The organism is Companilactobacillus kedongensis (assembly GCF_003946625.1).
GTDB classification, from domain to species: Bacteria; Bacillota; Bacilli; order Lactobacillales; family Lactobacillaceae; genus Companilactobacillus; species Companilactobacillus kedongensis.
In genome coordinates, this window is record NZ_RHOR01000001.1 from 281,132 (window position 1) to 308,061 (window position 26,930).

Here is a 26,930-nt window from a genome sequence, read left to right on the forward strand (position 1 = left end):
GAGTCCAATTATGAGTGAAGAAAAAGCACAAGATCCAAAGGTTCAAGCAGAAGTAGAACAAGTAACTGAAGCATTGGAAGGTGTTATTGATCCAGAATTGGGAATCGATATTGTCAATCTTGGTTTGATTTATGGAATCGATATTCAAGGTGATCACTGTACAATAACGATGACTTTGACAACTATGGGTTGTCCTTTAAGTGACATGATCAATGATGATATTAATAACGCTGTTAAGTCTGTCGACGGACTAGAAACTTGTGAGATCAATCTTGTTTGGTATCCAACATGGGATATGAGTAAGATGAGTCGTTTCGCACAAATTGCTTTAGGAATCCACGGATAAAATAATTAAGAAAGTGCGACAAAACATGGTCGGCTTTCGAGTATTAAGACAAATAGCTTCAGTAATCCGATTTTGGATTACTGAAGCTATTTGTCTTAAGCAAAAAAATCTATGTTTTGTTACACGTTTAAGATAAAAATATTTATATCACAGTCTCTTTTTCTCGAGTCTTTTTAAAAGAGTTTAAAAATAAAATGATGTAATATATTAACTAGTGGGAAATTGGAAGGATTCGCAAATGACAAAAATTAGTAGTTTAACAGATACATACACTTTAAGTAATGGTGTAAAAATTCCTATCGTGGGATTTGGTACATGGCAAACTCCTGATGGTGAAGTTGCCAAAGAGAGTGTTAAATCAGCTATTGAGGCCGGTTATCGCCATATTGATACTGCAGCTGCCTATGGTAATGAAGACAGTGTTGGTGAGGGTATCAAGGCTTCAAGCATTAAAAGAGATGATCTTTTCTTAACAACAAAATTATGGAACGCAGATCACGGCTATGAAGCAACTAAGAAGGCTATGGATAAGTCATTGTCTGAATTAGGTGTTGATTACGTTGATCTATATTTGATCCATTGGCCAAATCCAGAGAAGTTCCGTGATAATTGGCAAGAAGTTAACGCTGAAACATGGCGTGCAATGGAAGAATTGTTAAAAGCTGGTAAGACACGTGCTATTGGTATTTCAAACTTCCGTCAACACCATATGGATGAACTTTTGAAGACGGCCAATGTTACTCCAATGGTCAATCAGATCTTCTTAAATCCTAGTGAGTTGCAACCAGAAGTTGTAGCTTATAATGATGCGCATGATATTTTGAGTGAAGCTTACAGTCCACTTGGTACAGGTAAGATCTTTGGTGTTCCCGAATTGAAGGGCATGGCTGCAGGATACGGTAAAACAGTTGCCCAATTGGTTTTACGTTGGTCATTACAACATGGATTCTTACCACTTCCAAAGTCTGTTCATGCCGATAGAATTAAGGAAAATACAGACATTTTTGATTTTGAAATTTCTGATTCAGATATGAAGACAATTGATGGTCTTCACGGATTGGCTGGTGAAGCAACTGATCCTGATACAGCTAATTTCTAAAAAAAGCATACCCGAAGGTATACTTTTTATAAATTAATTTGTCAGTCATTTTATTTGTCACGAGTATCTCGTGGTCGTAAACTAATGGTGAGGAAGAGATAGCTTTCTTCCTTTAGAAACCACGTGTTACCAAACGATAGAAACGATATTCATATAATACCGATCCAGTTATTTTTGGGTCGGTATTTTTTTGTCTGGTAGTTCTTTTTTCAAAGTAGCGTTTTTAATTAATTGATAGATTGTAGCCATGATCGGAACACCAATTAGCATGCCGACAATTCCGGCTAATCCACCACCAACTGTAATGGCAACTAAGACTAGTATTCCTGGTAATCCGATCGAACCACCAACAACGCGAGGATAGATCAGGTTACTTTCAAGCTGTTGTAACACAATGATATAGACAACGAATAACACTCCTTGAAGAGGTGAGGTAACGGCAATTAGAACAAATCCAACACCGCCACCGATCCAAGCACCGATCATTGGTACTAAAGCTGTTATACCGACGAGTGCGCCAATCGATAGGGCATTTGGAAATTTAAAGATCCACATACCTAATGCACAGAGAGTTCCCAGTATAAAGGCTTCAATCACCTGACCCGTAATAAAACTAGAGAAGGCTTTATCCGTTATTTTTAAAAAATAATGGGTCTTTTTAATGATTTTTGGAGAAACAAAAGCATTCATTACTCGATTAAGGTTGGAAGCAATTCTCTCTTTACCACTAACAATATAAATCGCAAAAGTAAAGGCAAGAATAAAGTTAAATAACCCTTTAGAAAGGCTGCCAAAGATAGAAATCGTAGACGAGAATACACCAGTTAATCCGGTGGAGATAAACTTCATCAATTTAGCTTGAATGGTATTCCAATCAATTTTAGTTGTCTGTAATTGTGAAGTAATCGCACTGGCCTGATTTGAATTATTGAGCCATTTGTTAAACTGGTTGATCACGTCAGGTAAACTTGAAAAGAAACCACTGATAGCGGTGATAAATTGTGGAAGAACTAGGCGCATGACCCAAGCGATAATAGAAACTATTAAGCAGAGTGCAACAAGCAGTGCGGCAGGTCTTCTAAATCCAACCGCCCATTTGTTTTTTGCCTTAGGCCAGAACCACTTTTCCAAACTTGAAGATAACAAGTTAATACAATAGGCTAAGGCCGCACCAATTATAAGTGGGAAAGCTGCGCTGTATAGGACATTGAAGATATTGAATATTTGTGCAGGATAAACTAAAAGAACTAAAAATATGGCTATCAAAACACCATAACGTATAAATTCCTGTTTGGATAATCTCATATAATTCTCCCTCAAATTTAAATACTAAGCTTTAAATAGTTTACCATTAGTTTTTAGTGAATAAATAAAAAACGACGCCCAAAGGTGTCGTTAATAGATTAATTTTCGCCGTAACCATTCAAATGTTGTTTTTTAAAATTCCAAGCATCTTCGATAACTTTATGTACATCATCATATTTTGGATTCCACTTTAAGATTTTGCGAGCTTTGGTAGAGTCAGCAATCAAAGTACTAGGATCACCAGCACGTCTAGGTCCAATTTTGGCAGGAATTTCTTTACCAGTCACTTTGCGAGCAGCTTTTAGGATCTCTTTATTCGAGAATCCAGTAGAAGAGCCTAAGTTAAAGATATCACTGTCATTACCAGAACGTAGATATTCCATAGCTAGTCGGTGAGCTTCAGCAAGGTCTTCAACGTGTACATAGTCACGAACATTGGTACCATCTTTTGTATCATAGTCGTCACCAAAAATCGTTAATTCATCTCTTTGGCCAGCAGCCACTTCTAGGACAACTGGGATCAAATGAGTTTCTGGATCGTGATCTTCACCAATTGAGCCATCTGGTTTAGCACCAGCAACGTTGAAGTATCTCAAGGCAACATATTTAATTCCATAAGCTACTTCTGACCAATGGATAATTTTTTCCATGGCTAATTTACTTTCGCCATAAGGATTAGTTGGGATAGTTGGATCTGATTCTTTAATTGGGATTTGTTTAGGCTCACCATATGTAGCAGCCGTTGATGAAAAAATAATATGTTTAACATCAAAATCACGCATAACTTCCAATAAAGAAATCATTCCGTATGTATTATTATCAAAATATTTTAGTGGATCTTTCATTGACTCTGGTACAATTGAAAAGGCAGCAAAGTGGATCACATCAGTAATATTTTCCTCTTGGAAAATTTTGATCAGGAACTCTCTATCACGAATATCACCTTGATAAAAAGTGGCATTCTGATTGACCGCCTGTTTGTGACCCGTTTCCAAATTGTCAGCCACTACGACGTCATAACCCATGTCGCAAAGATGGTCAACAGTGTGTGAACCGATATATCCGGCTCCACCTAAGACAAGAATGCTCATAAAAGCACCTCCAAAATTATTTAAACTCTGTTTTATAGTTCCATTATAGCTTATAATCGTAATTTATCAGAACTACCTTGGACTAACCTTAAAATTTGGATTTATAATTTAACTTTTAGTTGAATATGCCTTATTATGATTAATATAACTAATTACTCGAATGGACTGGAAGCTCATGAAAAAATTCTTCTCAATATTTGGGACGATCTTATTACTATTGATAGCTTTAGCATTGATCTTCAACGAGCCAATTAAAGAATACGCTGTTAACTATATGTCTGAACAGCATATGAGTTCTTTAACCGCTAAAAAAGTTAAAAACAATGAAAAGAAAAAAGGGCAATATGACTTCAAAAAAGTTAAACCGATAAGCGCCTCTCAAGTTGCCAAAGCCTCAGTGAAAAACACTGCGGCTCCGATCGGCAAGATGGCTGTACCTTCTGTAAATCTTTATCTACCTATTGTAAAAGGCTTAAGTGATGATTCACTTTCAACCGGTGGTGGAACGATGAAGAAAGACGAGAAGATGGGAAAACGTAACTACGCTTTAGCCGGTCACTACATGACTCAAAATGGAGCACTATTCTCACCACTTGAGAACGTTCAACTTGGCGATTTGGCCTACATAACTAATATGAAGAAAGTTTATGTCTATAAAGTCTTCTACAAGAAAATTGTGGCTCCGACCGCAGTTTATCTGTTAGACGATGAAGAAAATAAGATTCTATTAACTTTGATAACTTGTGCCGATGGTGGAACTAACCGTTGGGCGATCCAAGGCTCACTAGTTAGAACACTTCCAGCAAATAAAACGACCTTAGCAGTATTTTCTAAATAAGCCGAATAGGCTTATTTTTTTGTTGTCTTAATATATAATGAAATAATAGTAGGTGATGTATTGGTTTCTAAAAATTGGATAAAAAGAAAAGAATTGTCGCCAAGTGAGATTGACGATTTTTCCAAAAAACATAATTTTGACAAAGTATTATCAGAATTATTATTAGAACGAGATTTGACTGATGATACAAAACTTGAGGATTTTTTACATGCTGATATTGGGGGATTGCAAGATCCATTCGGTCTGCATGATATGGATAAAGCTCTAGAAATAATCGATCAAGCAGTCGAGTCGAATAGCAAAATAGCTATTTATGGCGATTATGACGCCGATGGTGTGACAAGTACTTCTATCATGAAGTTAACGCTAAAAAAATTGGGAATCGATCCGATTTTCTATATTCCGGATCGCTTTAAAGATGGATATGGACCTAATCTGAGTGTCTATAAGTTTTTGGTTGAGCAAAATATCGATCTGCTGATAACGGTTGATAACGGTGTCAGTGGTAAAGACGAAATCAAATATCTTAAAGATCAAGGTATCAAAGTTGTTGTGACCGATCACCATGATTTGCCACAAGAATTGCCAGAGGCGGATGCAATCGTACATCCGACAATTCCTGGATCTGAGTACGTTTGTCCTTATCTGTCTGGTGCTGGTGTGGCTTTTAAGATCGCTGACGCATTGTTAGGTGATGACGCATTAGAGTTTATTGATCTGGCCGCTATTGGTACAGTCGCTGATTCAGTTCCTTTATTGGGTGAAAATAGAGTCATTGTAACTGAAGGTCTCAAACGAATGGCCGAAAATAATCACGTTGGTCTAAGTGAACTGATCAAGAAGTGTAAGTTAAAGCCAAATAATATGAGTGAAGAAGATATTGGCTTTAAAATTGCTCCAAGGATCAATGCCCTGGGTCGTTTGGCCAATGCTTCTTCCGCTGTGGAATTGTTGACGACAGGTGATGTGGGTTTTGCCAAGGAAATCGTTGATGAAACTGAAGATATCAACAAAGAACGTCAAGGAATCGTTGCGGATGTTTATGAAGCTGCTCAAGCACAAGTTGAAGCTCAAAAGGATAATGGTGTCTTGGTTTTAAGTGGAACTGATTGGCATCAAGGAATTCTTGGTATTGTTGCCAGTCGTGTAGTTGAACAAACTCACAAGCCAGCTTTAGTATTGCAGATGGATGCTGATTCTGGAATCTATAAAGGCTCAGGCCGTAGTCCGGAAGGATTCAACTTGTTTGAAGCACTCGACAGTTATCGAGATTTATTCGTAGCTTTTGGTGGACATGCACAGGCCTGTGGCTTTTCAGTTGCTGAAGATAAACTTTCAGAATTAACTGAGAAATTACAACAAGAACCTGCCAAGCAGGATTTTGATTATCAAGGTTCTGTAAAAGAGGTCTTTGATCTCGATTTAAATGTTTCAGATTTGAACTTTAATTTGATCAAATCAATCAGTAATCTGGCACCATTTGGAGTAGGAAATCCTAAGCCAGTTATAAAATTGAAGAATGTCAATTTAACGCAGATGCAATCGATCGGTAAAGATGGAACACATCTGAAAACCAAAGTGGCATCTAATAATAATCAAGTAGATGCAATTGGTTTTGGGATGTATCAAAAGGCTAAAGAAATCTCGAATAATGTCTGCGATGTTTATGGAGAACTAGGAATCAATGAGTGGGCTGGACGTAAGAACTTGCAATTAATGCTGGATGATTTTGAAGTTTCAGAAGAAGCTAAAAAAATGGCCAAATTGCAGTCGATTTATTTAGATTATCGAAATAAACGAATTGCACCTTCAATTCTTGATAAGTTTGACAGTGTTATTTTCTTCAATGAAACATATTTGGAAGCAGTTAAACGTCATGACTCCAGTGCTAAATTGGTTATGTACGATCAATCCTGTAATGGTGAAAATATTTTGATTTATGATCGTCCACATAACATTGATTTATTTAAAGAATTTATCAAGCAAAATAAGACTTTGCATACAGCATTATATTTCCATACTGACCTCAATAGTCGTTATCTGACACCGGATATGAGTAAAATGAAAGTGCTGCTGAAATATCTTTATACACATCAAAATATTGCTGAAAATGATATGCAAACCGTAGCGGATTATTTAAGAATCCAAAAAAATGACGTAGATTTCTATTTAAAAGTGTTTTTTGAGCTGGATTTTGTTAAAATAGTAAATGGTTTTGTTGAAAAAGCAAATGCTTCAAAACAACGTGAATTAATTGAATCTCCGACTTATTTAAAGAGATTGAAACGTAATGATGTTGAAAAAATATTAATTGAGTCTGACTTCGGCAGTCTTTTATCATGGATGAGTGAGTATGATTGCCATAGCTAGATTGAATGGAGAAATTTAAGATGGATATTGATTTTAAGAAATACGTTGCTAATGTTCCGGATTTCCCAGAACCAGGTGTACTATTTCGTGACATTTCACCATTGATGTTAGACGGCAAGGCTTATGCTGCTGCCACTGATAAAATAGTTGAATATGCTAAGAGTCGTGGGGCAGAAATGATTGCTGGACCCGAAGCTCGTGGATTTATCGTTGGTTGCCCAGTCGCTTACAAATTAGGAACTGGTTTTGCACCAGCTCGTAAAAAGGGTAAGCTACCTCGTGAGACAGTTTCAGTTACATATGATCTCGAGTATGGTCAAGGTTCTTTGTATATGCAAACAGACTCGATCAAACCTGGACAGAAAGTGCTAGTAGTAGATGATTTAATGGCAACAGGTGGCACATTAGCTGCTACCATCGACCTAGTTGAAAAACTCGGCGGTGAAGTTGTTGGAACAGCTTTCTTAATTGAATTGAAGGACCTGCATGGTCGTGATAAAATCAAAGGGTACGACATGTTCACTTTGATGCAATATTAATAATAGTGGGCAAAATGCCCTTATTATGGAGAGTTGGCAGAGTGGTAATGCACCGGACTCGAAATCCGGCGAACCCGTTAGTTCGGGCGCGCAGGTTCAAATCCTGTACTCTCCTTTTTTAGAATAAAAGAGAACAAAAGTTCTCAAAAACAGTTAGAGGAACACCGAATTAACGGTGTTCCTCTTTTTTTGCTTTATAAAAAATGTAAGAGAATTTAAATGTTATTTGCGCAGAATTTTGCGCAGCGGAAGATTCATTGTCCCATTTTGCGCAGCAAGAAATCATAAAAAACGCCTTGCGCAAAATATTGCATTAATACTAATCATTATTATTAGTTTCTTCAATGCCGTTAAATAATTTTCTAAGATCACTGCTTTGCTCAAGCGATGTTGAATCGAACATATGAGTGTAATATTTTAATGTAGTAGCGGTTGTTTTATGACCAACACGTCTTGATACATATTTAAGATTAAAGCCTTGATCAAGTAGGTAGGATATATGAGTATGTCTAATCCCGTGAAAATTAATTATTTTGCTTGACCCTATTTCATTTAGCAATTTCTTTAATTGCTGATTGACTGATTGAGAAGTAGGAGTTTCTTTACGTCTGCTTCTAAAAACATAATTATAAGGATCAGTGTAATTAATTCTATTAAAGTATTCTTCCTGACCAATTTTGAGCTTTTTAAGTACATTAATGCAGTCACTACTAACATCGACATATCTAACACCGGCAGGTGTCTTGGTAGTTTTTTGATTACGAGTATCATTTTCGATGGCTTTATTGACACGAATTACTTTTTTATTAAAATTGATATCATTCCAAGTAAGCCCCGCGCATTCCTCATATCTCATTCCTGTTTGTGTTACTAAATATACTTCAGCTGATGATATATCATTAATAGAAGTATGCATTTTAGCAACTTCAATCAGTTTTATGTAATCATCAGGTTCAAGAAATTTTTCATCGGGGCTTTTTGATTCCTTACCGGCAACGATGGTTGTATTTCTAGTGAAGTCTGTATAGATTAATTGTTCAGCTATTGCATCTTCACACATTGATCTAAAGAAACTATTGTATTTGCTAACTGTTACTTTTGTACGAGTTTTACCAAACTCATTTAAAAAATGCTGATAGTCTGCTTTAGTAACATCAACCAGCCTCATGTTTGGAAAGTATTTTTTGATTACATCTATCGCAAAATAGTATCTATTAACTGTAGAATGTGATTTACCTTTAATGCGATATAATTCAACCCATTCTTTAAAGTAGTCAGAGAAGAGCATATCTTGCTTTGCTAAGTTAGCATGATTTGATTTTTGTAATTCAATTTTTCTTGCCGCTTCTTCACATTCTGTTTTACGAGTAAAACCGCCTTTAGTTTTATTTCTATATTTGCCAGTAGTAAGATCTTTATAGGAAACACGATATTCCCATTTTCCATTGCGTTTATGAATTGTTGCCATAATTACAATTTCCTTTCTTTCGTAAACTTGTTTTATAAGATTTGTCTTGTTTTGAGTATTTTTTATAGTTCTATTGACGAATATGAAGAAAATGTCAATTTATGGGGCACATATGTTCTTCTGACGTTAAAAATAAAAAGCCAATTAAGGCTTAAAAGAATAAAACTTTTACCAAGATTGCTGCCACGCAGGATGCAATTATAGTAATAACCACATTGATTTTATGATCTAAGTTATCAATTTTTGCATCTGTAACATCAGCGCGATGCTCAATTTTTCAACCAAAAGGTCCTTAGTATTATTAAGTTCGTTTTTAGTTGCGTATTTATTTCTCTTAATTGTAGTCATGCGAGAGCATGGCTTTTTATATATCCAAATTTCAAATAGTATTTTTAATATCCATATTGGTTAGAAGCACTACCATCAGGGTTTAAGGTACCATTTTCCATACCTTGTTGTGTTTGTTTCTCACCAAAGGTTTTCATATCATCTGGTGTACTTTGCAAGGCTTGTAATGGTGACATGCCTTGTTGCTCTTTGTATAGAGCAGGTGAGACACCATACTTATTAACAAATCCGGATAAAGTATTCTCATCATAGGAAATACCACTACTTGCTTGTTGTGTGTTTGGGGTATTCTGAGTAGCTTGCTGTTGGTTTTGCTGATTGTTAGCATTTGTATTTGATGTCTGTTGAGATTGATTAGAAGTCTGATTTTGAGCTTGTTGATTGGTGTTATTTTGTTGAGCGTCATTCTGATCAGTTGCTTGCTGATTATTGTTACTATCCTTTTTTTGATCAGATTTCTTAGGGGACTTCTTCTTAGTTGAAGAAGCCTTTTTCTTTTTGTCAGTTTTCTTCTTAGAAACTAGGGTAGTCTTATCCTTTTTTTCAGCAGAAGAACTGGCTGACTTGTTATTTGAACATGCTGCTAGCGAAAGGGTAGTAGCAATTAATAGAGCAGATGTGATAATACGTTTCATCTTGATATCCTCCATATCTTGATATTGTTAAAGTCCTAAAATTTGTTTCTTTTTGGCATCAAATTCGTCTTGGGTTAGGATTCCATCATCAAGAAGCTTTTTTAGTTTAGGCAGATCATCTAATGATGAGTCAGGTTGGATAGGGGCAACATTTGATGTATTTTCTCTAAGTGATTGTTTAAATTGTTCACTCGTTAATTTTATCGTGTCAGCCATTTTTATGGTATCAGCTTTAGTAATATTCTCAATGATTGATGTTTTTGCACCGTTTGTTATAGAGATAGAACCTAAAAGTAATCCTTTTTTGTATGAAACTCCGTTAATCATATCTAACGGAATTTCAGTTGAAGTAATTCCGTAAATTAGTCCCTTATCAATGAATAAGACACGTTTGTCCGTGCATATGCAAAGGACGGTGTTTCCATCTACAAGTCCGCTTGTTGCAAATTTAACTATCTCATCGTTAGATAGAATATTAGGCAAAGCACGAATTTCCTTTTTAGTCCCAAATGTATCGCTCACGCCGGCTTCAGACATTTGTCTAAGAATATCGTCTAATCTTTCATTTGAAGAATCCTTATTTATTCCCATGAGATTTTCTTTTTTCTCAATACCATCAATGTTGGATTTGTTATCTTTGATAAATATTTTAGGATCAATAATCTGCTTATTATATATGAATTCTTTTACTTGATTCGATGTCATTAATTGTGCAGCTGATAGTTCTTTAATACTCATATGCTTAAATCCAATTTTCTTTGCGCAATCACCGCACATTTTTTCGTTATTTTGTAAATTGTATTTGTTATCCATGAATTTAAATTGTTTTCCACAAATTGCACATTGCTTTTTTGCCATAATAGTTCCTCTTGTTAAAAATAATATAGTTTTCTTAAATAAATCGAGCCCACCAGTCATCTAATCCAAAACATTGGCATATTTGATAGTATCTTTTCCATTTTAGTATCTCATGTCCGGAAGACCGTAATTCCATCTCAAATCAGAATATGTATCAGGTAGTCGACCATGTTCCTCGATGTATAGATTGGTAACAACAGACATTGCAAATTCATCAGCTGAATTCTCTGATTTATTTTTAAATCTCACATTTGAAGAATAATATGCTGATAAACCATCTTGTTCGATTACATGACACAGCTCGTGAGCCAATACGAAGTATTTCTGAGTACTGTATCTAATCGTATTGGACATCATAATAATTGGTGTATCGCCGTAATATAAGGTTTCTGCAAGTGGTTTATCTGCCACTTCCTTCCAATATATTTGAACGTTCAATTCATCGGCCCAAGTAAATGGATCAAAAGTGTTATAGCGTTTACCGATATTGAAGACTAATTTATTTAGTTCCTTTGTTGCTGTCATCGGTATCGCTTCTTTCTTTCTTGCGTTGATCCCAAAAGATTTGAGTTAAAGCAATTTCTAATTTATCTTTTTGCTCTTTAGTTAATTCGTCACCATCATAGAAGGCACCTACTAGATTTCTGTCCAAGAAGGATTTTAAATCTACGGTGTCTTTTTTTGTTGCCCAAGTTGGATCAACATCATTTCCAAGCAAAAAATCTGTAGAAACATTAAATAGTTGAGCAATTTTTACAGTTGTATCATCGTCAGGCTCATTTCTACCATTTTCAATGTGAGAATAGTTCGCCCTTGTTATACCTAATTTATCTGCAACCTGCTGTTGAGTCATACCAGAAGTATCACGTAAATTTTTTAGTCTAATTGATTTCATATTTCACCTCAATGACTTTTATGAATTAATAATAACAATAACGGATACAAAAAGTATCGTATGATACAAAAAGTTTCAAAATACTATTGACGATACAAAAAGTATCGTGTATTATATTCCTTGTGATACAAAAAGTATCAAAAAGAAAGGAGAAGGTTATTTTGGAAAGAATGTTAAAACACTATAGAGTAGACAAAGATTTGACTCAAAATGATTTGGCTAAAAAAGTTGGCATAGCAACAATTACCATTAGAAAGATTGAGAACGGTCAGCGTAATCCAAGTAATAAAACCGCAAGAAAAATTAGTTTGACCTTGGGGCAAACAATGGATGAGATTTTTCCGGATATTTTTTTACTTTCTAATGATACAAAAAGTATCAAAAACAAAATGAAACATTAAGTATCAATACATTAAGAGTACAAAAAAGTCGATTTACAAATGAAGTCAGTTTTGTAAACCGGAGTTATCAAGGAGGTGATAACTGATGGGCGACATAAACATTGTTAAGGAAGTTTTAAACATGCAAAATCGTCAAAACTTCAATGATACCGATTTGGCTGCAATAGCAGGAACGTCAAAAACAACTGTTGGTAAATGGTTTAAAGGAACTCCAATCAAAGATGAATATTTAGTTAATCTATCTAATGCCATTGATGATACAAGATTTTCATTGGCGGTTAATTGCTACTTATTCAATCTACCGCCGGTTTTGTTAAATATTTCTAGTGAGTATAACCAAGAAACATCATCATTGCTGATAGGTACGCAGATTGAAGATTTGAATAGTGATAGTGCAATCGAAAATGCACTTAAGGAAATAAGCAAAAGCAATCCTGATGAGAATGTAATAAAGTTTGGAATATTTAAGATGATAAGAACAAGTTCAATTATGCAGGCATGTGCAGCAGCAATGTCACATAGATACCATATATCACTTAAACAAGTTGCATTAGGCGAAAGAGGGTGAAATAAATGCAAGAACCAGAGACTTTACCATTTGGTATTCCGGAAAAAGATGGATACGTACTGACTTGGGTACGAAAAGATAAACTGAAGGATTTGATCAGCAAGCCTGCTGAAGAGGGTATCGAATTTCTTCCTTGGGCATGTAAAATTGCTGGTTGTTCAGCCCCAACTTTAGTAAAGAAACTAGACAGATACCGTGACATCCTAGATATGGATAAGGGCGGGTGTGTTAGATATTCTACTGGTTCTGGTAGCCCTTGGAAGTTTTCAGCACCCGAATTTAAAGAATTTGTTTTAACACACAAAAAAGAGTTTATGAAATCGGAGGAAGTATAGATGCAAATAACAGCAGATTACATTGATTCAATGCTCGTTAAGGCTGAAAAAGCTGGTAATGATCAACAAAAATTAGAAGATATTTCTAGACAATTCGCTGAATTGGTCAGCCGAGGAACATTTAAAATGAGAAAGATTTATGAGGAACCACTTAGTGATGAGGTCCTTAGACCGCTAGGTGAAGCAAATCATGTAATTGTTAAAGTTCGAATGAAAAAAGACGTATATAGAAATGTTCTTAGCTACGAGTACACATTTATTTACAAAGGGAGTGAAAGTATTGAACGAGTTTGTTAAGCGCTTATTGAACAATCTACTTAGTAAAAATGACTTAGGTAGCATTGGTACCTATACCCAATACACGCCTGAAGTCATAAAAAAAGACTCTCTATCCACTAAATAGAGAGTCCAAGGTATTACAAAATATTTATACATTTATTTTAACACGTTAAGAGGTTTTTGAAATGGATGATTTTGTTAAAATGGGTAATTTTGATAGTTGGCTATCTGATGAAGACAGCGTTATTAAGGCTGATTCTTATTACGAAGAGAAAGCCAAGGAAGACGATATTAAAGCAGACAGAGCGGAGGGATTTTAATTATGAAGGACTTAGCAAGAATACCAGTTAAAGAGTTAGTTAGATCAGATACGATTAAGAGCAAATTCAATGATGTTTTAGGTAAGAGAGCACCACAATTCATTTCCTCAATCGTGAATATTGTTAATAGTAATCAAGATTTAAAGAACGTTGATCAGACAAGTGTTATTTCATCGGCACTAGTAGCAGCATCTTTAGATTTACCGATTAATCAAAGCTTTGGATATATGTATTTGGTTCCATATAGTGGTAAAGCTCAACCTCAAATGGGTTACAAAGGTTATATCCAATTGGCTCAACGTTCTGGACAATACAAGCGATTAAATGCCATTTCGGTTTCTAAGGAGAAGGTTCCTGATAAGATGGTTATCTTTATTCCAGATTATCGCATGGAAGAAGCTGAAACACAGATAGACATGTATCAAGATCACATTGAGGATGTTAAGGCTGGACGTGTTGAGCCAACAAGATGTGGTAAATGTGATTATTGTAAGTCAACCGCAAAACTAGGAAAGATTGTCAGCATGGATGACTTAATAGACTAGGAGGTGACTTTATGAATTACCTAAAACAGTTACAGGCGTTTAGAGATTATCAAATGTTTGAAACCGAGTTATCCAGTGGACAAATTGCTTTATATTACGCGCTTTTGCAGATAAACAATAAATGTTCATGGATAGAATGGTTTACTGCTGCTAATCAAACGCTTGAAACACTTTCGGGATTGAGCCGGTCAGGTATCAATAAGAACAGGAATGTTCTTAAACAACTTGGACTAGTCGATTTTGAGAGTAATGGCAATCGCAAAGCCACGTCTTATAAGATATGTGTACTTTATAACGAAGATAGTACACATAATAGTGAACATAGGAGTACACATAACAGTACACATAACAGTACACATAACAGTACACATAACAGTAGCACATTAATTAAACAAGACAGAAACATAAACAAAACTAATAAAGATAGTCACGACTCGAAACCCGCAAAGCGTGTTTACGAGCCTGACGACATTAATTTGAAACTAGCAAATTGCTTGCTAACTAAGATACGTGAACGTAACTCTAGCATCTATCCGACTGATTCCAAGAACCCACCTGATACACAGAAATGGGCTAATGACATCAGACTAATACACGAACGTGATGCACGTTCTTACGACGATATCAAACGAATTATTGAATGGTGTCAACAAGACAGTTTCTGGCAGAACAATATCTTATCTGCTTCAAAACTTAGAAAGCAGTTTGGCAAGTTGATAGATAAAGCAGACGCACCAAATAATTTTAATGGCAACAAGGGTGGTAGAAAACCACTCTATGACTTGCCGTACTAGGGGGTAGCTATGGAATCAATGTTTGGATTGGATAAAGTTTCCCGTGAAATAGCCTTAAAACACGGTGTTGACTATTCAGGAATTGACTTCAAAAAAGTTATTTCTGAGCGTGATAAACGAGAACAGCAACGATCTATCGAATTCACTAAAAAAAATATTCAAGTTAAGCGTGAGGGAATATTTAGAAGCTCTTTAGTGAGTGATTTCAGCGACCTACAATACAATTTTGCAGATTTTAGGACTGATACACCTAATCAAGCAAGCGAGCTTAAACAGGCTAAGAATATTGCTAATAGGATCTATGTCGGTGAAACAGGTAACTTTCTTTTTACTGGTGAGCCAGGACTTGGTAAATCTATGTTGGCTGTTAGTATTTTGAACGGTTTGAATAGCCAAGATACCACATTATCATGCTACTTCTTGAGTTTTGCGATGTTCGTTAATAACTCACAAATGGCGTTTAAAGATCAGTTCTTACAACAAGACAACTACAAGGTTGAAGAGTGTGTTAAGAACTGTGACGTGCTTGTCATTGACGATCTGGGCAGTGAATCATCGCTAAGATCCGAAACGAACGAAGCAACTAACTATGCTCAGCGAATACTTTTTAGGTTTGCTGATTATCGAAAAAATAAAACAAATATTATAACTACGAACAATACAGGACGTGAGCTACAGCAATTATACGATCCAAAAATTATTAGTCGCTTAATGACAAAAAAAGCCGCTAACACAATCAAGTTTAGCGGTAACGATATGAGAAATAATTAGGAGAAATTAAAATGCTAAAACAAAAAAATATTGAATTAACTCCAGAGCTAAAAATGCTTTTGCTTCCCACAAGTCGAAGCTATTCACGTAATAGCGTCGATAACTTGAACCAAACACTGATTGTTGCCAGTGATGTAGTTGAATCCGCTTACGGGCAGTTATATGGCACCCTTGAGAATCTAACAGCCTTAGACGATGAGTGTGAGCTGTTTCAAGGTGACATGCAACTAAACAACGACATCATTTTAGCTGCTTCCTTGATCAATCATATTCAAAGACGTATCGATAAAAAGCTTGTTGATGCTAACCCACACATTTTGGACGTGCAACTTGACTAATCAACTGAAATTAATAATCGATGGTGAACCAGTACCAGCCTCACGTCCTCGTTTTAGCTCACAAGGTGGCAAGAAGTGGGGATATACAGACAAAAAATATCGGATTTACAAAAATGGAATCAAAGTGCTGTACTGGGATAAGTACCATAACAAACAGCTTTTTAAAAAAGGCGCTCCTCTCATTGCACACATACGCTTTTACAGAAGAATCCAAAAAGGATTATCCAAAGCGGAGTATAAGAGACGTGCTAATCATGGTGATATCAAATTACCAGTTAGAACAAAAGAAAACGGTGACATTGAATTCGATGCTGAAAAAGCAGCTATTGGATTGGGAATTGTTGATACATCTAAGGGAAATATTAAGGTTCGCTGGTCACGCTTAAATACTTATCTTGGTAGCGCCAAAAGTGGCGCTCATGTTTTAAAGGGTGATTTCATTACCGAACCACAGTTTTATAAATTAGCAATCAAAGCTAATAACGCAACAGCTGAAAAGTTTCAAGATTGGGTTACATCAGAAGTTCTACCGTCAATACGTAAGTATGGGGCTTACATGACTGATCAGAAAGCATACGACATAACTCACAATAAGAATTCACTTGCTGACTTGCTACTACAAGCGGGTGAACAATTGAAATGGAAAGATGCTCAAATTACGGAGATGAAACCTAAGGCAATATTTGCGGATTCAGTATCAACTTCGCATACAACTATTCTTATAGGCGACTTAGCAAAGATTCTAAAAGGCAATGGTATCAATATTGGTGCAAGAAGGCTGTTCCAATGGATGAGAGATAATGGCTATTTAATCAAACGTAAGGGTGCTGACTACAATTCTCCTACTCAAAAATCAATGAATTTAGGATTGTTTCAAATTAAAGAATCTTCTCATGTTAATGGAGATGGAGTGACAGTTGTTACTAAGACACCAAAAGTTACTGGCAAAGGTCAAAATTATTTTGTTAATAAATTCCTATCAGAAAATGAAAGGTTGGAAGCATAAATGATTAATAGAACTGTTTTAGTGGGACGCCTAACACGTGATCCAGAAATTAGACATACGCAAGGTGGTACAGCAGTTGCTAGTTTTACATTGGCTGTAAACAGACAATTTACTAATTCTCAAGGTGAACGTGAAGCCGACTTTGTTAATTGTGTTATTTGGAGAAACGCAGCAGAAAACTTTGCTAAATTTACAAGCAAGGGTTCCCTTGTTGGAATTGATGGACGACTTCAAACACGTAACTATGAGAATAAGCAGGGTAACAGGGTTTATGTAACGGAAGTTGTCGTGGATAATTTCTCGTTGCTTGAAAGTAGAAATGATAATTCAAGCGATAACACTCATGATAATACAAATCAAGCACCTAGCCATAATCAATCTAACAATTCAAACACTAATATGAGCGATCCATTTGCTGGCAATAGTGAACCAATGGATATATCAGATGATTCATTGCCATTTTGATAAAGGAGGTAAAAATATGGATATAATTTCGACCGTTCAATCAATCGAAAACGATTATGGAATGAACTCTAATGATTGGACTGAAGATGATTTAAGATTGAAAAAATTACATGAGTGGTATATAACACATCCAGACGAGAAGAGAAGAAAATTATCGGACAGAAATATTCAAGAAATCCAAAAAGCACTAGATGAACAAATGCAAAAGAAAGACATCTACAAGATATTTGAAATTAGCCCAACAGCATTAGCACGTGACATTAAATTAGGAATTTTTAGTGATGTTAAGTGGAAAATGGGTAGGGAGGTAAAAAATGAATTATAAAGAAATATATTCAAATTTCATTGAATCAATTTTTGAAGAACACAACAGGGATATTGAAGCAACTATCTCATATATAAATTCTAATCAAGCAAAAATATATGAGTGGAAGCCTGATTTTAAAGAAGCGAAACGACATCTAACTTCTGGTGAAAAGAATGACATCATTTGGAAAATTATTACACCATTCTAGGAGGTTCAACCATGAATGATGATAATTTAGCGGTTTATCAAATGCGAGAAAATAATTACAAATTGACTGAAATAGCGAAGGCTATGAATAAAGAGCTTAACTATATCAGCAATCTTCAGCGTCAAAATAATAGGATCGGTAAAAAATTATATAGAGAAGACGCTGAGTGGCAGCGGTTGAATGCTAGAAGGAATAAGCACGGAGCCGGAACGAGACGTACAGAAAGCAATTAAATTATTTGGAGGATGAACAAAAGGAACTAAAGAACGTTAAAGAAATAGGTATTAATGACTTTTTACATATCATAACTGGTGTTGTGCCAGACACGGAATGTGGTCAAATTTGGGAAAAATATGATAAGGCTGAGACAGACGAGCGAATTTCAATTATTAAGGATATTTTAGACTTCTATACTGATAAGGCTAAGTTTGCAGAGCAAAAATATTATGTGCAACTGATCAGAAATAATGATGGTAGTTACCTCAATAAAAATATGTTAAGCAATTTCTGTATTATAGGCAGTTGCCAGCCAGATGAAATTTTTCAACTTGATAAGTATTATATGTCTGGAAAAAATATTAAAGAAATTGCTCCGACTAGGTTGTTGACTGATTTAGAAAATAATAGATCTAATATGCAATATCTATTAGACGGTTATGGAGAAAATCATCAATATACTACGGTCAAGGACTTTAAAATTCATGTATGTGCTAGTCTGCAATATGCAACTGATGACGGTTATATTCAGGGGTATGCCAAAACTGGATTAATAATTAATTCTGTCGAGGAAACGTGGACTCCTGAACAAAAGGCTGCTAAGAAGAATAAAATCAAGTCATTTAATGCAACGCAATTTAATAAATTTAAATCTTATGTTGATTTTAAACTTGACGAATTATTAGATGGAAAGCCAATTTACGGTGGAAAAGACGGATCAGTAAAGAAATTATCAATGAGTGACCAGACAAAATTAATGATCATATCGGTAGGAATTCATACTGGAGCAAGATTTGGAGAAATATTAGGTTTTAAATTTTCAGATGTAACGAACGCAGGAATTAATATCAATAAAACATGGAATTATCATAGAACTGGTGGGTTTAGAAATACAAAAAACCTTGGTTCAATTAGAAATTTAATGATTGATGATACCTTATACAATTTATTAATAAGATATAACAAATTTAAAAATAAAAATGATATTCCTAATGATTCAAATAGACCATTGTTAAACGAAAATACTAGAATTCATGATTCGGTTATAAATGAGTTCCTAAATAAAGTAGAGAAAAAATTAGGTTTACCATTATTAACAATGCACAAGTTGAGACATAGTTATGCGTCTTATCTTTTATATCAGGACGTACCAGCACAAATAGTGGCGAAGCAATTGGGACACAGTAGTACAGAAATGTTGTTTAGAGTTTATGGTCATATTTTAGAAGAGAAGGAACGTATGGCTGAAGATAGGATTAAAGGGTTATTGGGATGATATTTAAAGAATATAGATCGAGTGTCAAGGCAGAGTCATTGGATGATAAAAAATGATAGGTCAATTGAATAAATAATATTTTAGAGAGAAGGAACTATTTTGGAACCAATTAACTTAACTGATGAAACAATAGCCAAAATTGTAAATGGATTAATTAGTGGGGATAAAAAAATAAAAAAATTAACCTCACAAAAGAAATTACGAAATGTTAAGGAATTACTTTCTAAATACCCATTACTTGAAAATCATTTAGATGTTGATCTGCCAAAAATCGAAAGTGAAACACCATTATCAAAAAATCAGTTAAGTTTATATTCATTACTCGGTTATAGGGCTAGATCTAAGGAGCTTATGGAGTTTGTTAATATAATTCTAAAACGATATAAGGACATTTGCTCTCAAGGGGATGATAAGCAACGTAGGAAATACGATATTATCTATAATTTATATTTGTCAGATAACAGAATGACTTATATACAGTTAGCTAATAAGCATAATTTAGATCCAAGTACGGTTCATAAGTATGAGAAATCGGCTATTAATGATATTGCTGTAATGATTTTCGGAGCAGATTCTTTAAATGATATTTCTATTCGGCCATAAATCTGCCAAAAACCTGCCATAACATTCCATGTTCAAAGTATTACTATGATAGTGTAGAAATTTTCAAAAGAGAAACTTCTATAGATAAATCTTCCTCTTTAGGATTTTGAGATGAGTGATTAAGGCTCATCTTTTTTGCATTTATAATAGAATCTTTATACAATTTTGAATTCAACTTTCAAAGTTGTAGCAATTAGATCACATATTATATGTGGTCTTTTTATTTTGGAGGTTTAATGATGAAACAAAATAATAAAGTAATACTTCATATTACTGAGAGTGGTGCTAAAGAACAACGAACATTCAATGTAACAGTTGGTAATGACGTTAGTCTAAATGAATTAGAGATGGGGATAACTAATGTTATGTATCGTTTGATTATTAAGTATATGGAAGGTATTGGTTTAAAGGAGAACAGAGATAACTTCAATAGGATTAGTGATCAGTATGGTGATGCAGTCAAGGTACACACTGGTGTTATCTATGACTTAGAACATCCCGATGAATGGGGTGATGACTAATGGCAGATAGAGTAGTTATTATGTCTGAAGATGAATATGATATGGCAATGCAAGGACTTGATGGCATACCTTTCACAACCGACAGGGATGAGGCAAGTGATGGTAAGTTCATTAGATCTACCATCACGGTTAGTAAGTCAGCATTAGAGAATGCATTGAGAGTAAGAGAATATAAGCATGTCAGTCCAGCAGATGGTTCTCGAATCAATTGGGATGCTAACATTGTTTGGACAGACTGATAAGTATGTAAGGTTCTACCACACTAAGGCATGGCACGATGCAAGACAGGAGACACTCGTGCGTCAACATTACTTGTGTCAAGATTGTTTACGTGAAGGCAAGACAACAGTAGCTAATACAGTCCACCATATCATTCCTTTAAGAGATGACTGGTCAAAAAGACTCGATCAGAATAATTTAGAAGTAATATGTTTGGAGCATCATAATCAAGAACATCCTGAAAAAGCATCAAGTAATAAGAAATACTATAAAAGAGAAAAACAAATAAAAAAGAGAAATGACATTTTTAAATTTTCTTCAAACAAAGATGATGAAAAAATATTTTGATAGCCCCCCTGGGTTGAAAATTTTTTTGATTCATTTTGAAACAACGGTGTAGTCCCTTTTTTACGATAAATTCGTTTTTCAACAAAAAAATAACACACGTGCAAGGCCGTTGAATGCTATTAATGATAGTAATTAACGGCTTTTTGTGTGAGTGGGAAAGGAGAATATTATGCCACAGAATGCAAAAAGTGCATTGATTCATATTTATGAGGGCAACCCCAATAATAAATCAAAAAAAGAACTGTATAAGAGAAAGAATAATGAAGAAAAACTATCATTACCAAATGATGATTTAAATCCACCGACTTGGTTAACTGCAACAGGTGCAAAAGAATTCAATAGAATAGTTTCAATGATGGAACCCACTAAATTACTAACAAATGGGGATGTAAATACATTGGCTTTATATTGTGATACATTGGCTGATTATCGTTCATATTCACGAAAAATTAAGCAAAAAGGCGTAATGATGAAAGGACGAGTCAATCCGTTCATTCGTGAAAAAAGAAATGCTGCTCAGTTATTAGATAAACTAGCAAATGAACTTGGATTAACACCGGGATCGCGTGCTTCTTTAGCAATCAATATGGATAGTGGTGAGGATGAAGATGAAGACTTTGAATAATATTCTAGATTACTCATATACACAGCTAACCAATTGGTGGGAAGAATATCGTGAACAAAGAAAAGGTTGGGCTTATTTAAAGGATCCTAGTCCCATATTGTTAACTAATTATTATGCAAATATGGTTGTTGAAGGTGATATTCCCGCAAGTAAAGAAATCATTGCTGCCTGTGAACGACATTTAAAGGATTTAGAGAGACAAGGGACAGATGATTTCCCATGGGTATTTGATGAAGAAAAAGCCTGGAGACCAATAAGATTTATTGAATCAAAATGTAAACCGTCTAAGGGTGATTTCAAACAATTGGTACTTCAACCATGGCAACATTTTGTGGTTGGCTCTTTGTTCGGTTGGGTTCATAGAGATACAGGTTATCGTAGATTTCGTGAAGGCATTGTATTTGTCGGTCGTAAAAATGGTAAAACTACTCTTGAATCAGGATTGGCAGATTATATGGCCGGATTTGATGGTGAACGTGGTGCTAATGTTTACTTTCTTGCAAATGCCCAAAGCCAGGCACATAAATTGTTTGATGAGTCTAAAGCAATGATTGAGGCATCACCTTTTTTAACCAAAAGGTTTGTTGCTAATCGTAATGAAATTCGTTTTCCAAAACATAAATGTACGATTGTCCCAATGTCAGCCGAAAAAAATAATAAAGATGGTGAGAATTTACATTTTGCTGTTTTTGATGAAATTCATGAATATAAAGATTACACACTAATAAACGTTATGAAACGATCACGTGGTACACGTAAACAGCCATTAATTATGTACATTTCAACAGCGGGGACTGTTTTAGATGGTCCTTTGATGGATTTTGTCGATAATGGTCAGGATTGTTTAAAGAATTATGATGATCACATTGATGAGAGAACGTTCTATTATTTAGCAAAACTAGATGATGCTAAAGAATCTAATGATCCAGAGATGTGGGTTAAGGCCAACCCTAATATCTGTCTAATGGAAATGGTTGATATGGTTACTGACTATAAAAAGGATCGTAAGAATCCATCTGAATTAGCCGATTGGGTTACTAAACAATTTAATATCTTTAGTGAAACGGATGAACTTAGTTTTGTAACAACAGATACAATTATGAAAAACAATAAAATTCTTAATCTTAAATTGTTAGAAGGAAGAGAATGTACAGGTGGATATGATCTCTCTGAAACAGAGGATTTTACTGCTGCCTGTTTAGAATTTCCTCTGGATGATGGAAGTATTTTTGTTCTTGAAAAGAGTTTTATTCCTAAGTCCAGATATTTAAGAGATAAGAATCCAGAACGTATTAAGATATGGGAAAAGGCCGGTGATATAGAAATCATACCCGGTGATTATGTGAAGTATGAATATGTTTTAAATTGGTTTATTGAAATGAGTAAGAAATATCAGATAACAAAAATTATGTATGATCGGGCTAAGGCATTATTTCTTAATAAGGCCCTTACAGATTATGGATTTACTACAGAAGAAGTTAGACAAGGATTTATGACACTTGGTGGACCGATGCAAAATATTAAAGAGTTGTTATTAAGTGGAAAAGTAATATATAACCAGTCACGTTTATTTAGATGGTATTTGAATAATATCAAGCTTATTAAGGATCGTAATGATAACTGGATGCCACAGAAGCAAACCATGTCACGTAAAATTGATGGTTTTGCGGCTTTACTTGATGCTCATGTTGATGTTGTTGACAAATTGATAAGCAAACAAGGTAGTGATATTAAATTCTTGTCATTTGATTAATTTCAATTAGTAAAGGAGGTGATTGAATGGGCCTAATGAGTAGGTTCAAGCAACTATTTGGTTTTAGTTCGAGTAAAAAATCATGGTCTGGAAAGTCATTTAACTTTTCAGATTGGTTTGGTAAAAGTTTCAACGGTTCAAAACAACATGTTTTAGAAAATAACGAAACTATTTTTAGCGTTATTACTAGATTGTCAAATACATTGGCATCTTTACCCGTTAAAGAATTAAAAAACAGACAAGATGTTAATGATGACGTAAGTAATCTTATTAAACATAGGCCAAATGAAAACATGACTGCATACGACTTTATTAATAGGCTTGAAACCGATAGAAATACTTATGGCAATGGCTATGCAGTTATTGAAAGAGACATTTATAATCTTCCACAAAGTTTAATACCTATTAATCCACAAGATGTAGAACCAGTAATTAATAGGGATGATAATTCACTTTGGTATCATGTGACATCTGCATTATTTAATATTGATACTTATGTTTTTAATCAAGATATTATCCATGTTAAACATATAACTGGAGCCTCAAGATATTCTGGTATTTCACCATTAGATGTATTAAAAGGAGCATTAGATTTTGACAATGCTGTTAAAGAGTTTTCACTTGGGGAAATGAGTCGAAAAGACAGTTTTATATTGAAATATGACTCGAATGTTTCAAGTGAAAAACAAGAAAAAATTATTGATATGTTCAAAAAATATTATGAATCAAATTCAGGCGTTCTGTTTCGGGAACCAGGTGTTGATATAACATCTATTGATCGTAATTTTGTATCTGCTGATCTTAAAAATGAAGATGATATTACGGATAAACGTATTGCCAACGCTTTTAATGTTCCACTTCAGTTTTTAAATGCAAGTACTGGTGGAACATTTAGTTCAAACGAACAATTAATGACGCAATTTGTTCAAATGACATTGACCCCAATTGTTAGACAGTATGAGCAAGAATTTGAGAAGAAACTTTTAATAAACAAAGATTTACTTAATGGAAGTTATTTTAAATTCAACATGAATTCATTATTGCGTGGTGATATGCAATCAAGAGCTAACTTTTATCAAATTATGCGTCGTAATGGTATTTATACAACAAACGACATCTTAGATTTGGAAGATTTACCAGAATCTCAAGATAAGTTTGCTGATAAATTATTTGTTTCAGGTGATCTTTATCCAATTGATATGGATCCGACTCAACGAAAGGGGGTGACAAAGAATGCCACAGAAGACACCAAAGAAGTTTTGGGAAATGAACCAGACAAGTAATGACAGTGCTGATATAAATATTGATGGTGAGATTGTCAGTTATAAATGGGATGATTCTGATACCACAGGAGCATCATTTAGAGATGATCTAAAGGAGCTTGGTGATGTTAAGACTATTAATCTTCACATCAATTCACCAGGTGGCTCTGTATTTGAGGGAATTTCAATTTATAATCAATTAAAACAGAATAAAGCTAACGTTAACGTGTACGTTGATGGGTTAGCTGCATCAATTGCAAGTGTCATTGCTATGAGTGGTGACACTATTTTTATGCCTCAAAATTCAATGTTAATGATTCATAATCCTTGGACAATGTGCATGGGAAATGCTAAAGAACTTAGAAAACAAGCAGATGATCTTGATCGAGTTGGTGAGCAATCAGTTAAAACTTATCTTTCAAAGTCAGATGGAAAAATTAGTGAAGATGAATTACGTACGTTGATGGATGATGAAACATGGTTGTCCGCTGATGAAGCAGTTGATTATGGATTAGCAGATGAAGTTCTTGAAGCAAATCAAGCGGTAGCTTGTATTGTCCCTGACAAATTCAAGAGCATGTTTCAACATTTGCCATCTCAAATTTCTCAAGAAAAAAAAGATACTATTTCCGATGAACGATTAAAAATGATTGAAAAAGCCAAATTTCAAAATAAAAAAATAAAAGAAACATTAGGAGGACTAGTTTAATGCCAGTTACTTTATATCAAATGAAAGATAATCTTTCACAAGTAGGAAAAGAATTACAACAAGTTAATGATGAAATTTCAACGAAGGCAGGAAATCCATCTTTTCCAGATACAAGTTTAGATGAACTTAGTGAAAAGGCAGATGGCCTAGAAAAACGTTATAACTTGTTAAAGAATCAAATTGATAAAAAAGAAAAAATTGAATTAAGTAAAAGCAAAGATTTCAAAGAAGCTTCAGATCCAAAGAAAAAGAAGACTCATGCTTATGCACAATTAATCCGTTCCGTTATGCACAATGAAGCCCCATCAGAAGAAATCTTCCAAGTTCTTGGGGATGATAATTCTGAACAAACAGGAGGACAATCATTTTTACCTGTTACAGTCTCTAATCAAATTATTACAGAACCATTAGATGATAATCCATTAAGACAAGATGAAACTGTTTCAGCAATCACAAATTTAATTCTGCCTCGTGTACGATTCAAAATTGATGATGATGGATTCGTAAAGGATCAAGAAGTTGCTAAGGAATTAGCATTAAAAGGTGATTCAGTTACATTTGGAAGAAATAAGACAAAAATTAAGGCTGCAATTACAGAAGCAATTCTTTTAGGAACTGATACAGGATTAGTTTCATATACTAATGCTGCATTGCAATCTGGACTAGCAGTTAAAGAGAAGCGCGTTGCCTTTTCTAAAACACCAAATCCTGGTGAAGAACATATGAGCTTCTACTCAACCGAAAATAACATTAAATCAGTTGATGGTAAGGATTTATTTGATGCAATTACTAGTGCTGTTGCTGATATTGCTGATGGATTCCAAAATGGAGTAAAGATATATATGACACGTCCTAACTACTTGGGAATGATTAAAGAATTATCAAATAGTAGCAGTGATCTATTTGGAAAGAAACCTGAAGAGATTCTTGGATATCCGGTTAGATTTAGTGAACTTGCAACTAAACCAGTAGTTGGTAATTTCTCATATGCCCAATTGAATTACGAAATTTCTCAAACATTATATGAACAATGGAAGGATTACGAAAAAGGTATTAACTATTTCCAACTTACAGCATGGTTTGATCATCAAATTCTATTGTCATCAGCATTCCGTTTGGCTAATGTGACAGCGGGAAAATAAATACCCCATCAACAGATGGGGATGATACATTTGATCCCAATGGAGATATAAAACCAACATCATCTCAAACGGTGGCTGAAATTACATCTTGGTTAAAGTCACATAGTATTGATACTACTGGTAAGAC

At 34.6% G+C, this 26,930-nt stretch carries 36 protein-coding genes and 1 tRNA gene; 30 read left to right on the plus strand and 7 right to left on the minus strand.

Annotated features, from left to right (window positions below):
- The first annotated feature begins 10 nt into the window (after window positions 1-10).
- A complete protein-coding gene (locus tag EKM60_RS01365) occupies window positions 11-346 on the plus strand; it encodes a metal-sulfur cluster assembly factor (protein ID WP_125678086.1) in 336 nt (111 codons plus the stop codon).
- A 238-nt stretch (window positions 347-584) separates the two neighbouring features.
- Window positions 585-1,445: an aldo/keto reductase gene (locus EKM60_RS01370; protein WP_125711735.1), complete on the plus strand. Its 861-nt coding sequence runs from the start codon at window positions 585-587 to the stop codon at window positions 1,443-1,445.
- A 168-nt stretch (window positions 1,446-1,613) separates the two neighbouring features.
- Here EKM60_RS01370 and EKM60_RS01375 read toward each other — a convergent pair whose 3' ends face one another.
- Both EKM60_RS01375 and galE read right to left on the minus strand, forming a co-directional pair.
- On the minus strand, window positions 1,614-2,750 hold the full coding sequence (locus EKM60_RS01375; protein WP_125711736.1) for an AI-2E family transporter: 1,137 nt from the start codon (window positions 2,748-2,750) through the stop codon (window positions 1,614-1,616).
- A gap of 98 nt (window positions 2,751-2,848) precedes the next feature.
- Complete coding sequence (galE, locus tag EKM60_RS01380) at window positions 2,849-3,841, minus strand: UDP-glucose 4-epimerase GalE (protein ID WP_125711737.1); 993 nt, start codon at window positions 3,839-3,841, stop codon at window positions 2,849-2,851.
- 175 nt (window positions 3,842-4,016) lie between these two features.
- On the opposite strand from galE, the gene EKM60_RS01385 reads away from it, so the two are divergent.
- From EKM60_RS01385 to EKM60_RS01400, 4 genes are all read left to right on the plus strand, one after another.
- Complete coding sequence (locus tag EKM60_RS01385; protein ID WP_125711871.1) at window positions 4,017-4,679, plus strand: class A sortase; 663 nt, start codon at window positions 4,017-4,019, stop codon at window positions 4,677-4,679.
- Window positions 4,680-4,739: 60 nt separating this feature from the next.
- A complete protein-coding gene (gene recJ, locus EKM60_RS01390; RefSeq protein ID WP_125711738.1) occupies window positions 4,740-7,049 on the plus strand; it encodes a single-stranded-DNA-specific exonuclease RecJ in 2,310 nt (769 codons plus the stop codon).
- 20 nt (window positions 7,050-7,069) lie between these two features.
- Window positions 7,070-7,588, plus strand: coding sequence for an adenine phosphoribosyltransferase (locus tag EKM60_RS01395; RefSeq protein ID WP_125677327.1), 519 nt, complete (start codon window positions 7,070-7,072; stop codon window positions 7,586-7,588).
- A gap of 27 nt (window positions 7,589-7,615) precedes the next feature.
- Window positions 7,616-7,703: transfer RNA gene (locus EKM60_RS01400), tRNA-Ser, on the plus strand.
- A gap of 204 nt (window positions 7,704-7,907) precedes the next feature.
- Here the strand turns inward: EKM60_RS01400 and EKM60_RS01405 are convergent.
- The 5 genes from EKM60_RS01405 to EKM60_RS01425 form a co-directional block, all read right to left on the minus strand.
- Window positions 7,908-9,056, minus strand: a complete 1,149-nt coding sequence (locus tag EKM60_RS01405) for a tyrosine-type recombinase/integrase (RefSeq protein ID WP_125711739.1) — start codon at window positions 9,054-9,056, stop codon at window positions 7,908-7,910.
- Between the two features lie 392 nt (window positions 9,057-9,448).
- On the minus strand, window positions 9,449-10,039 hold the full coding sequence (locus EKM60_RS01410; RefSeq protein ID WP_125711740.1) for a hypothetical protein: 591 nt from the start codon (window positions 10,037-10,039) through the stop codon (window positions 9,449-9,451).
- 27 nt (window positions 10,040-10,066) lie between these two features.
- A complete protein-coding gene (locus tag EKM60_RS01415) occupies window positions 10,067-10,897 on the minus strand; it encodes a PH domain-containing protein (RefSeq protein WP_164508285.1) in 831 nt (276 codons plus the stop codon).
- Between the two features lie 102 nt (window positions 10,898-10,999).
- Window positions 11,000-11,422 carry an ImmA/IrrE family metallo-endopeptidase gene (locus tag EKM60_RS01420; protein WP_125711742.1) on the minus strand — a complete coding sequence of 141 codons (423 nt, stop codon included), beginning with the start codon at window positions 11,420-11,422 and terminating at the stop codon, window positions 11,000-11,002.
- Window positions 11,397-11,792, minus strand: a complete 396-nt coding sequence (locus EKM60_RS01425) for a helix-turn-helix domain-containing protein (RefSeq protein ID WP_125711743.1) — start codon at window positions 11,790-11,792, stop codon at window positions 11,397-11,399. The genes EKM60_RS01420 and EKM60_RS01425 overlap by 26 nt, the downstream gene beginning before the upstream one ends.
- A 170-nt stretch (window positions 11,793-11,962) precedes the next feature.
- Between EKM60_RS01425 and EKM60_RS01430 the strand changes: the two genes are divergently transcribed.
- The 24 genes from EKM60_RS01430 to EKM60_RS01540 all read left to right on the plus strand — a co-directional run bounded on the left by EKM60_RS01430 (window position 11,963) and on the right by EKM60_RS01540 (window position 26,803).
- A complete protein-coding gene (locus EKM60_RS01430) occupies window positions 11,963-12,193 on the plus strand; it encodes a helix-turn-helix transcriptional regulator (RefSeq protein WP_125711874.1) in 231 nt (76 codons plus the stop codon).
- Window positions 12,194-12,278: 85 nt separating this feature from the next.
- Entirely contained in the window at window positions 12,279-12,761 is a 483-nt protein-coding gene (locus EKM60_RS01435) for a hypothetical protein (protein ID WP_125711744.1), read from the plus strand.
- A 5-nt stretch (window positions 12,762-12,766) separates the two neighbouring features.
- Window positions 12,767-13,096: a DUF771 domain-containing protein gene (locus EKM60_RS01440; RefSeq protein WP_125711745.1), complete on the plus strand. Its 330-nt coding sequence runs from the start codon at window positions 12,767-12,769 to the stop codon at window positions 13,094-13,096.
- On the plus strand, window positions 13,097-13,393 hold the full coding sequence (locus EKM60_RS01445; protein WP_125711746.1) for a hypothetical protein: 297 nt from the start codon (window positions 13,097-13,099) through the stop codon (window positions 13,391-13,393).
- Between the two features lie 167 nt (window positions 13,394-13,560).
- Window positions 13,561-13,695: a hypothetical protein gene (locus tag EKM60_RS11255; RefSeq protein ID WP_263853078.1), complete on the plus strand. Its 135-nt coding sequence runs from the start codon at window positions 13,561-13,563 to the stop codon at window positions 13,693-13,695.
- Between the two features lie 2 nt (window positions 13,696-13,697).
- Entirely contained in the window at window positions 13,698-14,240 is a 543-nt protein-coding gene (locus EKM60_RS01450) for a recombinase RecT (protein WP_191988830.1), read from the plus strand.
- Between the two features lie 11 nt (window positions 14,241-14,251).
- Window positions 14,252-15,034 (plus strand): helix-turn-helix domain-containing protein, encoded by a 783-nt coding sequence (locus EKM60_RS11145; RefSeq protein ID WP_191988832.1) that lies wholly within the window; start codon window positions 14,252-14,254, stop codon window positions 15,032-15,034.
- 9 nt (window positions 15,035-15,043) lie between these two features.
- Entirely contained in the window at window positions 15,044-15,805 is a 762-nt protein-coding gene (locus EKM60_RS01460; RefSeq protein ID WP_125711748.1) for an ATP-binding protein, read from the plus strand.
- Between the two features lie 11 nt (window positions 15,806-15,816).
- Window positions 15,817-16,143 carry a hypothetical protein gene (locus EKM60_RS01465; protein ID WP_125711749.1) on the plus strand — a complete coding sequence of 109 codons (327 nt, stop codon included), beginning with the start codon at window positions 15,817-15,819 and terminating at the stop codon, window positions 16,141-16,143.
- Window positions 16,106-17,149, plus strand: coding sequence for a phage antirepressor KilAC domain-containing protein (locus EKM60_RS01470; protein ID WP_125711750.1), 1,044 nt, complete (start codon window positions 16,106-16,108; stop codon window positions 17,147-17,149). The genes EKM60_RS01465 and EKM60_RS01470 overlap by 38 nt, the downstream gene beginning before the upstream one ends.
- Window positions 17,150-17,614: a single-stranded DNA-binding protein gene (gene ssb / locus EKM60_RS01475; RefSeq protein WP_125711751.1), complete on the plus strand. Its 465-nt coding sequence runs from the start codon at window positions 17,150-17,152 to the stop codon at window positions 17,612-17,614.
- A gap of 16 nt (window positions 17,615-17,630) precedes the next feature.
- On the plus strand, window positions 17,631-17,939 hold the full coding sequence (locus tag EKM60_RS01480; RefSeq protein WP_125711752.1) for a hypothetical protein: 309 nt from the start codon (window positions 17,631-17,633) through the stop codon (window positions 17,937-17,939).
- Window positions 17,929-18,129 carry a hypothetical protein gene (locus EKM60_RS01485; protein ID WP_125711753.1) on the plus strand — a complete coding sequence of 67 codons (201 nt, stop codon included), beginning with the start codon at window positions 17,929-17,931 and terminating at the stop codon, window positions 18,127-18,129. The genes EKM60_RS01480 and EKM60_RS01485 overlap by 11 nt, the downstream gene beginning before the upstream one ends.
- A gap of 11 nt (window positions 18,130-18,140) precedes the next feature.
- Window positions 18,141-18,362, plus strand: coding sequence for a hypothetical protein (locus EKM60_RS01490; protein ID WP_125711754.1), 222 nt, complete (start codon window positions 18,141-18,143; stop codon window positions 18,360-18,362).
- 5 nt (window positions 18,363-18,367) lie between these two features.
- Complete coding sequence (locus EKM60_RS01495; RefSeq protein WP_125711755.1) at window positions 18,368-19,621, plus strand: site-specific integrase; 1,254 nt, start codon at window positions 18,368-18,370, stop codon at window positions 19,619-19,621.
- Between the two features lie 99 nt (window positions 19,622-19,720).
- On the plus strand, window positions 19,721-20,224 hold the full coding sequence (locus EKM60_RS01500) for a hypothetical protein (RefSeq protein ID WP_125711756.1): 504 nt from the start codon (window positions 19,721-19,723) through the stop codon (window positions 20,222-20,224).
- Between the two features lie 239 nt (window positions 20,225-20,463).
- A complete protein-coding gene (locus tag EKM60_RS01505) occupies window positions 20,464-20,745 on the plus strand; it encodes a hypothetical protein (protein ID WP_125711757.1) in 282 nt (93 codons plus the stop codon).
- Complete coding sequence (locus EKM60_RS01510) at window positions 20,745-20,984, plus strand: hypothetical protein (RefSeq protein ID WP_125711758.1); 240 nt, start codon at window positions 20,745-20,747, stop codon at window positions 20,982-20,984. The genes EKM60_RS01505 and EKM60_RS01510 overlap by 1 nt, the downstream gene beginning before the upstream one ends.
- On the plus strand, window positions 20,923-21,312 hold the full coding sequence (locus EKM60_RS01515; protein ID WP_225426973.1) for an HNH endonuclease: 390 nt from the start codon (window positions 20,923-20,925) through the stop codon (window positions 21,310-21,312). Before EKM60_RS01510 ends, EKM60_RS01515 begins: the two co-directional genes overlap by 62 nt.
- 169 nt (window positions 21,313-21,481) lie before the next feature.
- Window positions 21,482-21,937, plus strand: a complete 456-nt coding sequence (locus EKM60_RS01520) for a phage terminase small subunit P27 family (RefSeq protein WP_125711759.1) — start codon at window positions 21,482-21,484, stop codon at window positions 21,935-21,937.
- Window positions 21,921-23,690, plus strand: coding sequence for a terminase large subunit (locus EKM60_RS01525; protein ID WP_225426974.1), 1,770 nt, complete (start codon window positions 21,921-21,923; stop codon window positions 23,688-23,690). The genes EKM60_RS01520 and EKM60_RS01525 overlap by 17 nt, the downstream gene beginning before the upstream one ends.
- A 26-nt stretch (window positions 23,691-23,716) precedes the next feature.
- On the plus strand, window positions 23,717-24,973 hold the full coding sequence (locus tag EKM60_RS01530) for a phage portal protein (protein WP_125711761.1): 1,257 nt from the start codon (window positions 23,717-23,719) through the stop codon (window positions 24,971-24,973).
- Entirely contained in the window at window positions 24,924-25,661 is a 738-nt protein-coding gene (locus EKM60_RS01535) for a head maturation protease, ClpP-related (RefSeq protein ID WP_225426975.1), read from the plus strand. Before EKM60_RS01530 ends, EKM60_RS01535 begins: the two co-directional genes overlap by 50 nt.
- Window positions 25,661-26,803, plus strand: coding sequence for a phage major capsid protein (locus EKM60_RS01540; protein WP_125711762.1), 1,143 nt, complete (start codon window positions 25,661-25,663; stop codon window positions 26,801-26,803). Before EKM60_RS01535 ends, EKM60_RS01540 begins: the two co-directional genes overlap by 1 nt.
- The last annotated feature ends 127 nt before the right edge of the window (window positions 26,804-26,930 follow it).

What these genes read in the sequence shown, in the direction of transcription:
- EKM60_RS01445 (WP_125711746.1), top strand. Translation starts at nt 13,097, where the DNA reads ATGCAAATAACAGCAGATTACATTGATTCAATGCTCGTTAAGGCTGAA.
- EKM60_RS01370 (WP_125711735.1), top strand. Translation starts at nt 585, where the DNA reads ATGACAAAAATTAGTAGTTTAACAGATACATACACTTTAAGTAATGGT.
- EKM60_RS01440 (WP_125711745.1), top strand. Translation starts at nt 12,767, where the DNA reads ATGCAAGAACCAGAGACTTTACCATTTGGTATTCCGGAAAAAGATGGA.
- EKM60_RS01525 (WP_225426974.1), top strand. Translation starts at nt 21,921, where the DNA reads ATGAAGACTTTGAATAATATTCTAGATTACTCATATACACAGCTAACC.
- EKM60_RS01420 (WP_125711742.1), bottom strand. Translation starts at nt 11,422, where the DNA reads ATGACAGCAACAAAGGAACTAAATAAATTAGTCTTCAATATCGGTAAA.
- EKM60_RS11145 (WP_191988832.1), top strand. Translation starts at nt 14,252, where the DNA reads ATGAATTACCTAAAACAGTTACAGGCGTTTAGAGATTATCAAATGTTT.
- EKM60_RS01485 (WP_125711753.1), top strand. Translation starts at nt 17,929, where the DNA reads ATGAATTATAAAGAAATATATTCAAATTTCATTGAATCAATTTTTGAA.
- EKM60_RS01505 (WP_125711757.1), top strand. Translation starts at nt 20,464, where the DNA reads ATGAAACAAAATAATAAAGTAATACTTCATATTACTGAGAGTGGTGCT.
- EKM60_RS01450 (WP_191988830.1), top strand. Translation starts at nt 13,698, where the DNA reads ATGAAGGACTTAGCAAGAATACCAGTTAAAGAGTTAGTTAGATCAGAT.
- EKM60_RS01430 (WP_125711874.1), top strand. Translation starts at nt 11,963, where the DNA reads ATGTTAAAACACTATAGAGTAGACAAAGATTTGACTCAAAATGATTTG.
- EKM60_RS01480 (WP_125711752.1), top strand. Translation starts at nt 17,631, where the DNA reads ATGGATATAATTTCGACCGTTCAATCAATCGAAAACGATTATGGAATG.
- EKM60_RS01535 (WP_225426975.1), top strand. Translation starts at nt 24,924, where the DNA reads ATGCCACAGAAGACACCAAAGAAGTTTTGGGAAATGAACCAGACAAGT.
- EKM60_RS01365 (WP_125678086.1), top strand. Translation starts at nt 11, where the DNA reads ATGAGTGAAGAAAAAGCACAAGATCCAAAGGTTCAAGCAGAAGTAGAA.
- EKM60_RS01460 (WP_125711748.1), top strand. Translation starts at nt 15,044, where the DNA reads ATGGAATCAATGTTTGGATTGGATAAAGTTTCCCGTGAAATAGCCTTA.
- EKM60_RS01385 (WP_125711871.1), top strand. Translation starts at nt 4,017, where the DNA reads ATGAAAAAATTCTTCTCAATATTTGGGACGATCTTATTACTATTGATA.
- EKM60_RS01405 (WP_125711739.1), bottom strand. Translation starts at nt 9,056, where the DNA reads ATGGCAACAATTCATAAACGCAATGGAAAATGGGAATATCGTGTTTCC.
- EKM60_RS01515 (WP_225426973.1), top strand. Translation starts at nt 20,923, where the DNA reads ATGTCAGTCCAGCAGATGGTTCTCGAATCAATTGGGATGCTAACATTG.
- EKM60_RS01530 (WP_125711761.1), top strand. Translation starts at nt 23,717, where the DNA reads ATGGGCCTAATGAGTAGGTTCAAGCAACTATTTGGTTTTAGTTCGAGT.
- EKM60_RS01425 (WP_125711743.1), bottom strand. Translation starts at nt 11,792, where the DNA reads ATGAAATCAATTAGACTAAAAAATTTACGTGATACTTCTGGTATGACT.
- EKM60_RS01375 (WP_125711736.1), bottom strand. Translation starts at nt 2,750, where the DNA reads ATGAGATTATCCAAACAGGAATTTATACGTTATGGTGTTTTGATAGCC.
- EKM60_RS01470 (WP_125711750.1), top strand. Translation starts at nt 16,106, where the DNA reads ATGCTAACCCACACATTTTGGACGTGCAACTTGACTAATCAACTGAAA.
- EKM60_RS01465 (WP_125711749.1), top strand. Translation starts at nt 15,817, where the DNA reads ATGCTAAAACAAAAAAATATTGAATTAACTCCAGAGCTAAAAATGCTT.
- EKM60_RS01410 (WP_125711740.1), bottom strand. Translation starts at nt 10,039, where the DNA reads ATGAAACGTATTATCACATCTGCTCTATTAATTGCTACTACCCTTTCG.
- EKM60_RS01395 (WP_125677327.1), top strand. Translation starts at nt 7,070, where the DNA reads ATGGATATTGATTTTAAGAAATACGTTGCTAATGTTCCGGATTTCCCA.
- EKM60_RS01435 (WP_125711744.1), top strand. Translation starts at nt 12,279, where the DNA reads ATGGGCGACATAAACATTGTTAAGGAAGTTTTAAACATGCAAAATCGT.
- galE (WP_125711737.1), bottom strand. Translation starts at nt 3,841, where the DNA reads ATGAGCATTCTTGTCTTAGGTGGAGCCGGATATATCGGTTCACACACT.
- EKM60_RS11255 (WP_263853078.1), top strand. Translation starts at nt 13,561, where the DNA reads ATGGATGATTTTGTTAAAATGGGTAATTTTGATAGTTGGCTATCTGAT.
- EKM60_RS01540 (WP_125711762.1), top strand. Translation starts at nt 25,661, where the DNA reads ATGCCAGTTACTTTATATCAAATGAAAGATAATCTTTCACAAGTAGGA.
- EKM60_RS01510 (WP_125711758.1), top strand. Translation starts at nt 20,745, where the DNA reads ATGGCAGATAGAGTAGTTATTATGTCTGAAGATGAATATGATATGGCA.
- EKM60_RS01520 (WP_125711759.1), top strand. Translation starts at nt 21,482, where the DNA reads ATGCCACAGAATGCAAAAAGTGCATTGATTCATATTTATGAGGGCAAC.
- EKM60_RS01415 (WP_164508285.1), bottom strand. Translation starts at nt 10,897, where the DNA reads ATGGCAAAAAAGCAATGTGCAATTTGTGGAAAACAATTTAAATTCATG.
- EKM60_RS01490 (WP_125711754.1), top strand. Translation starts at nt 18,141, where the DNA reads ATGAATGATGATAATTTAGCGGTTTATCAAATGCGAGAAAATAATTAC.
- ssb (WP_125711751.1), top strand. Translation starts at nt 17,150, where the DNA reads ATGATTAATAGAACTGTTTTAGTGGGACGCCTAACACGTGATCCAGAA.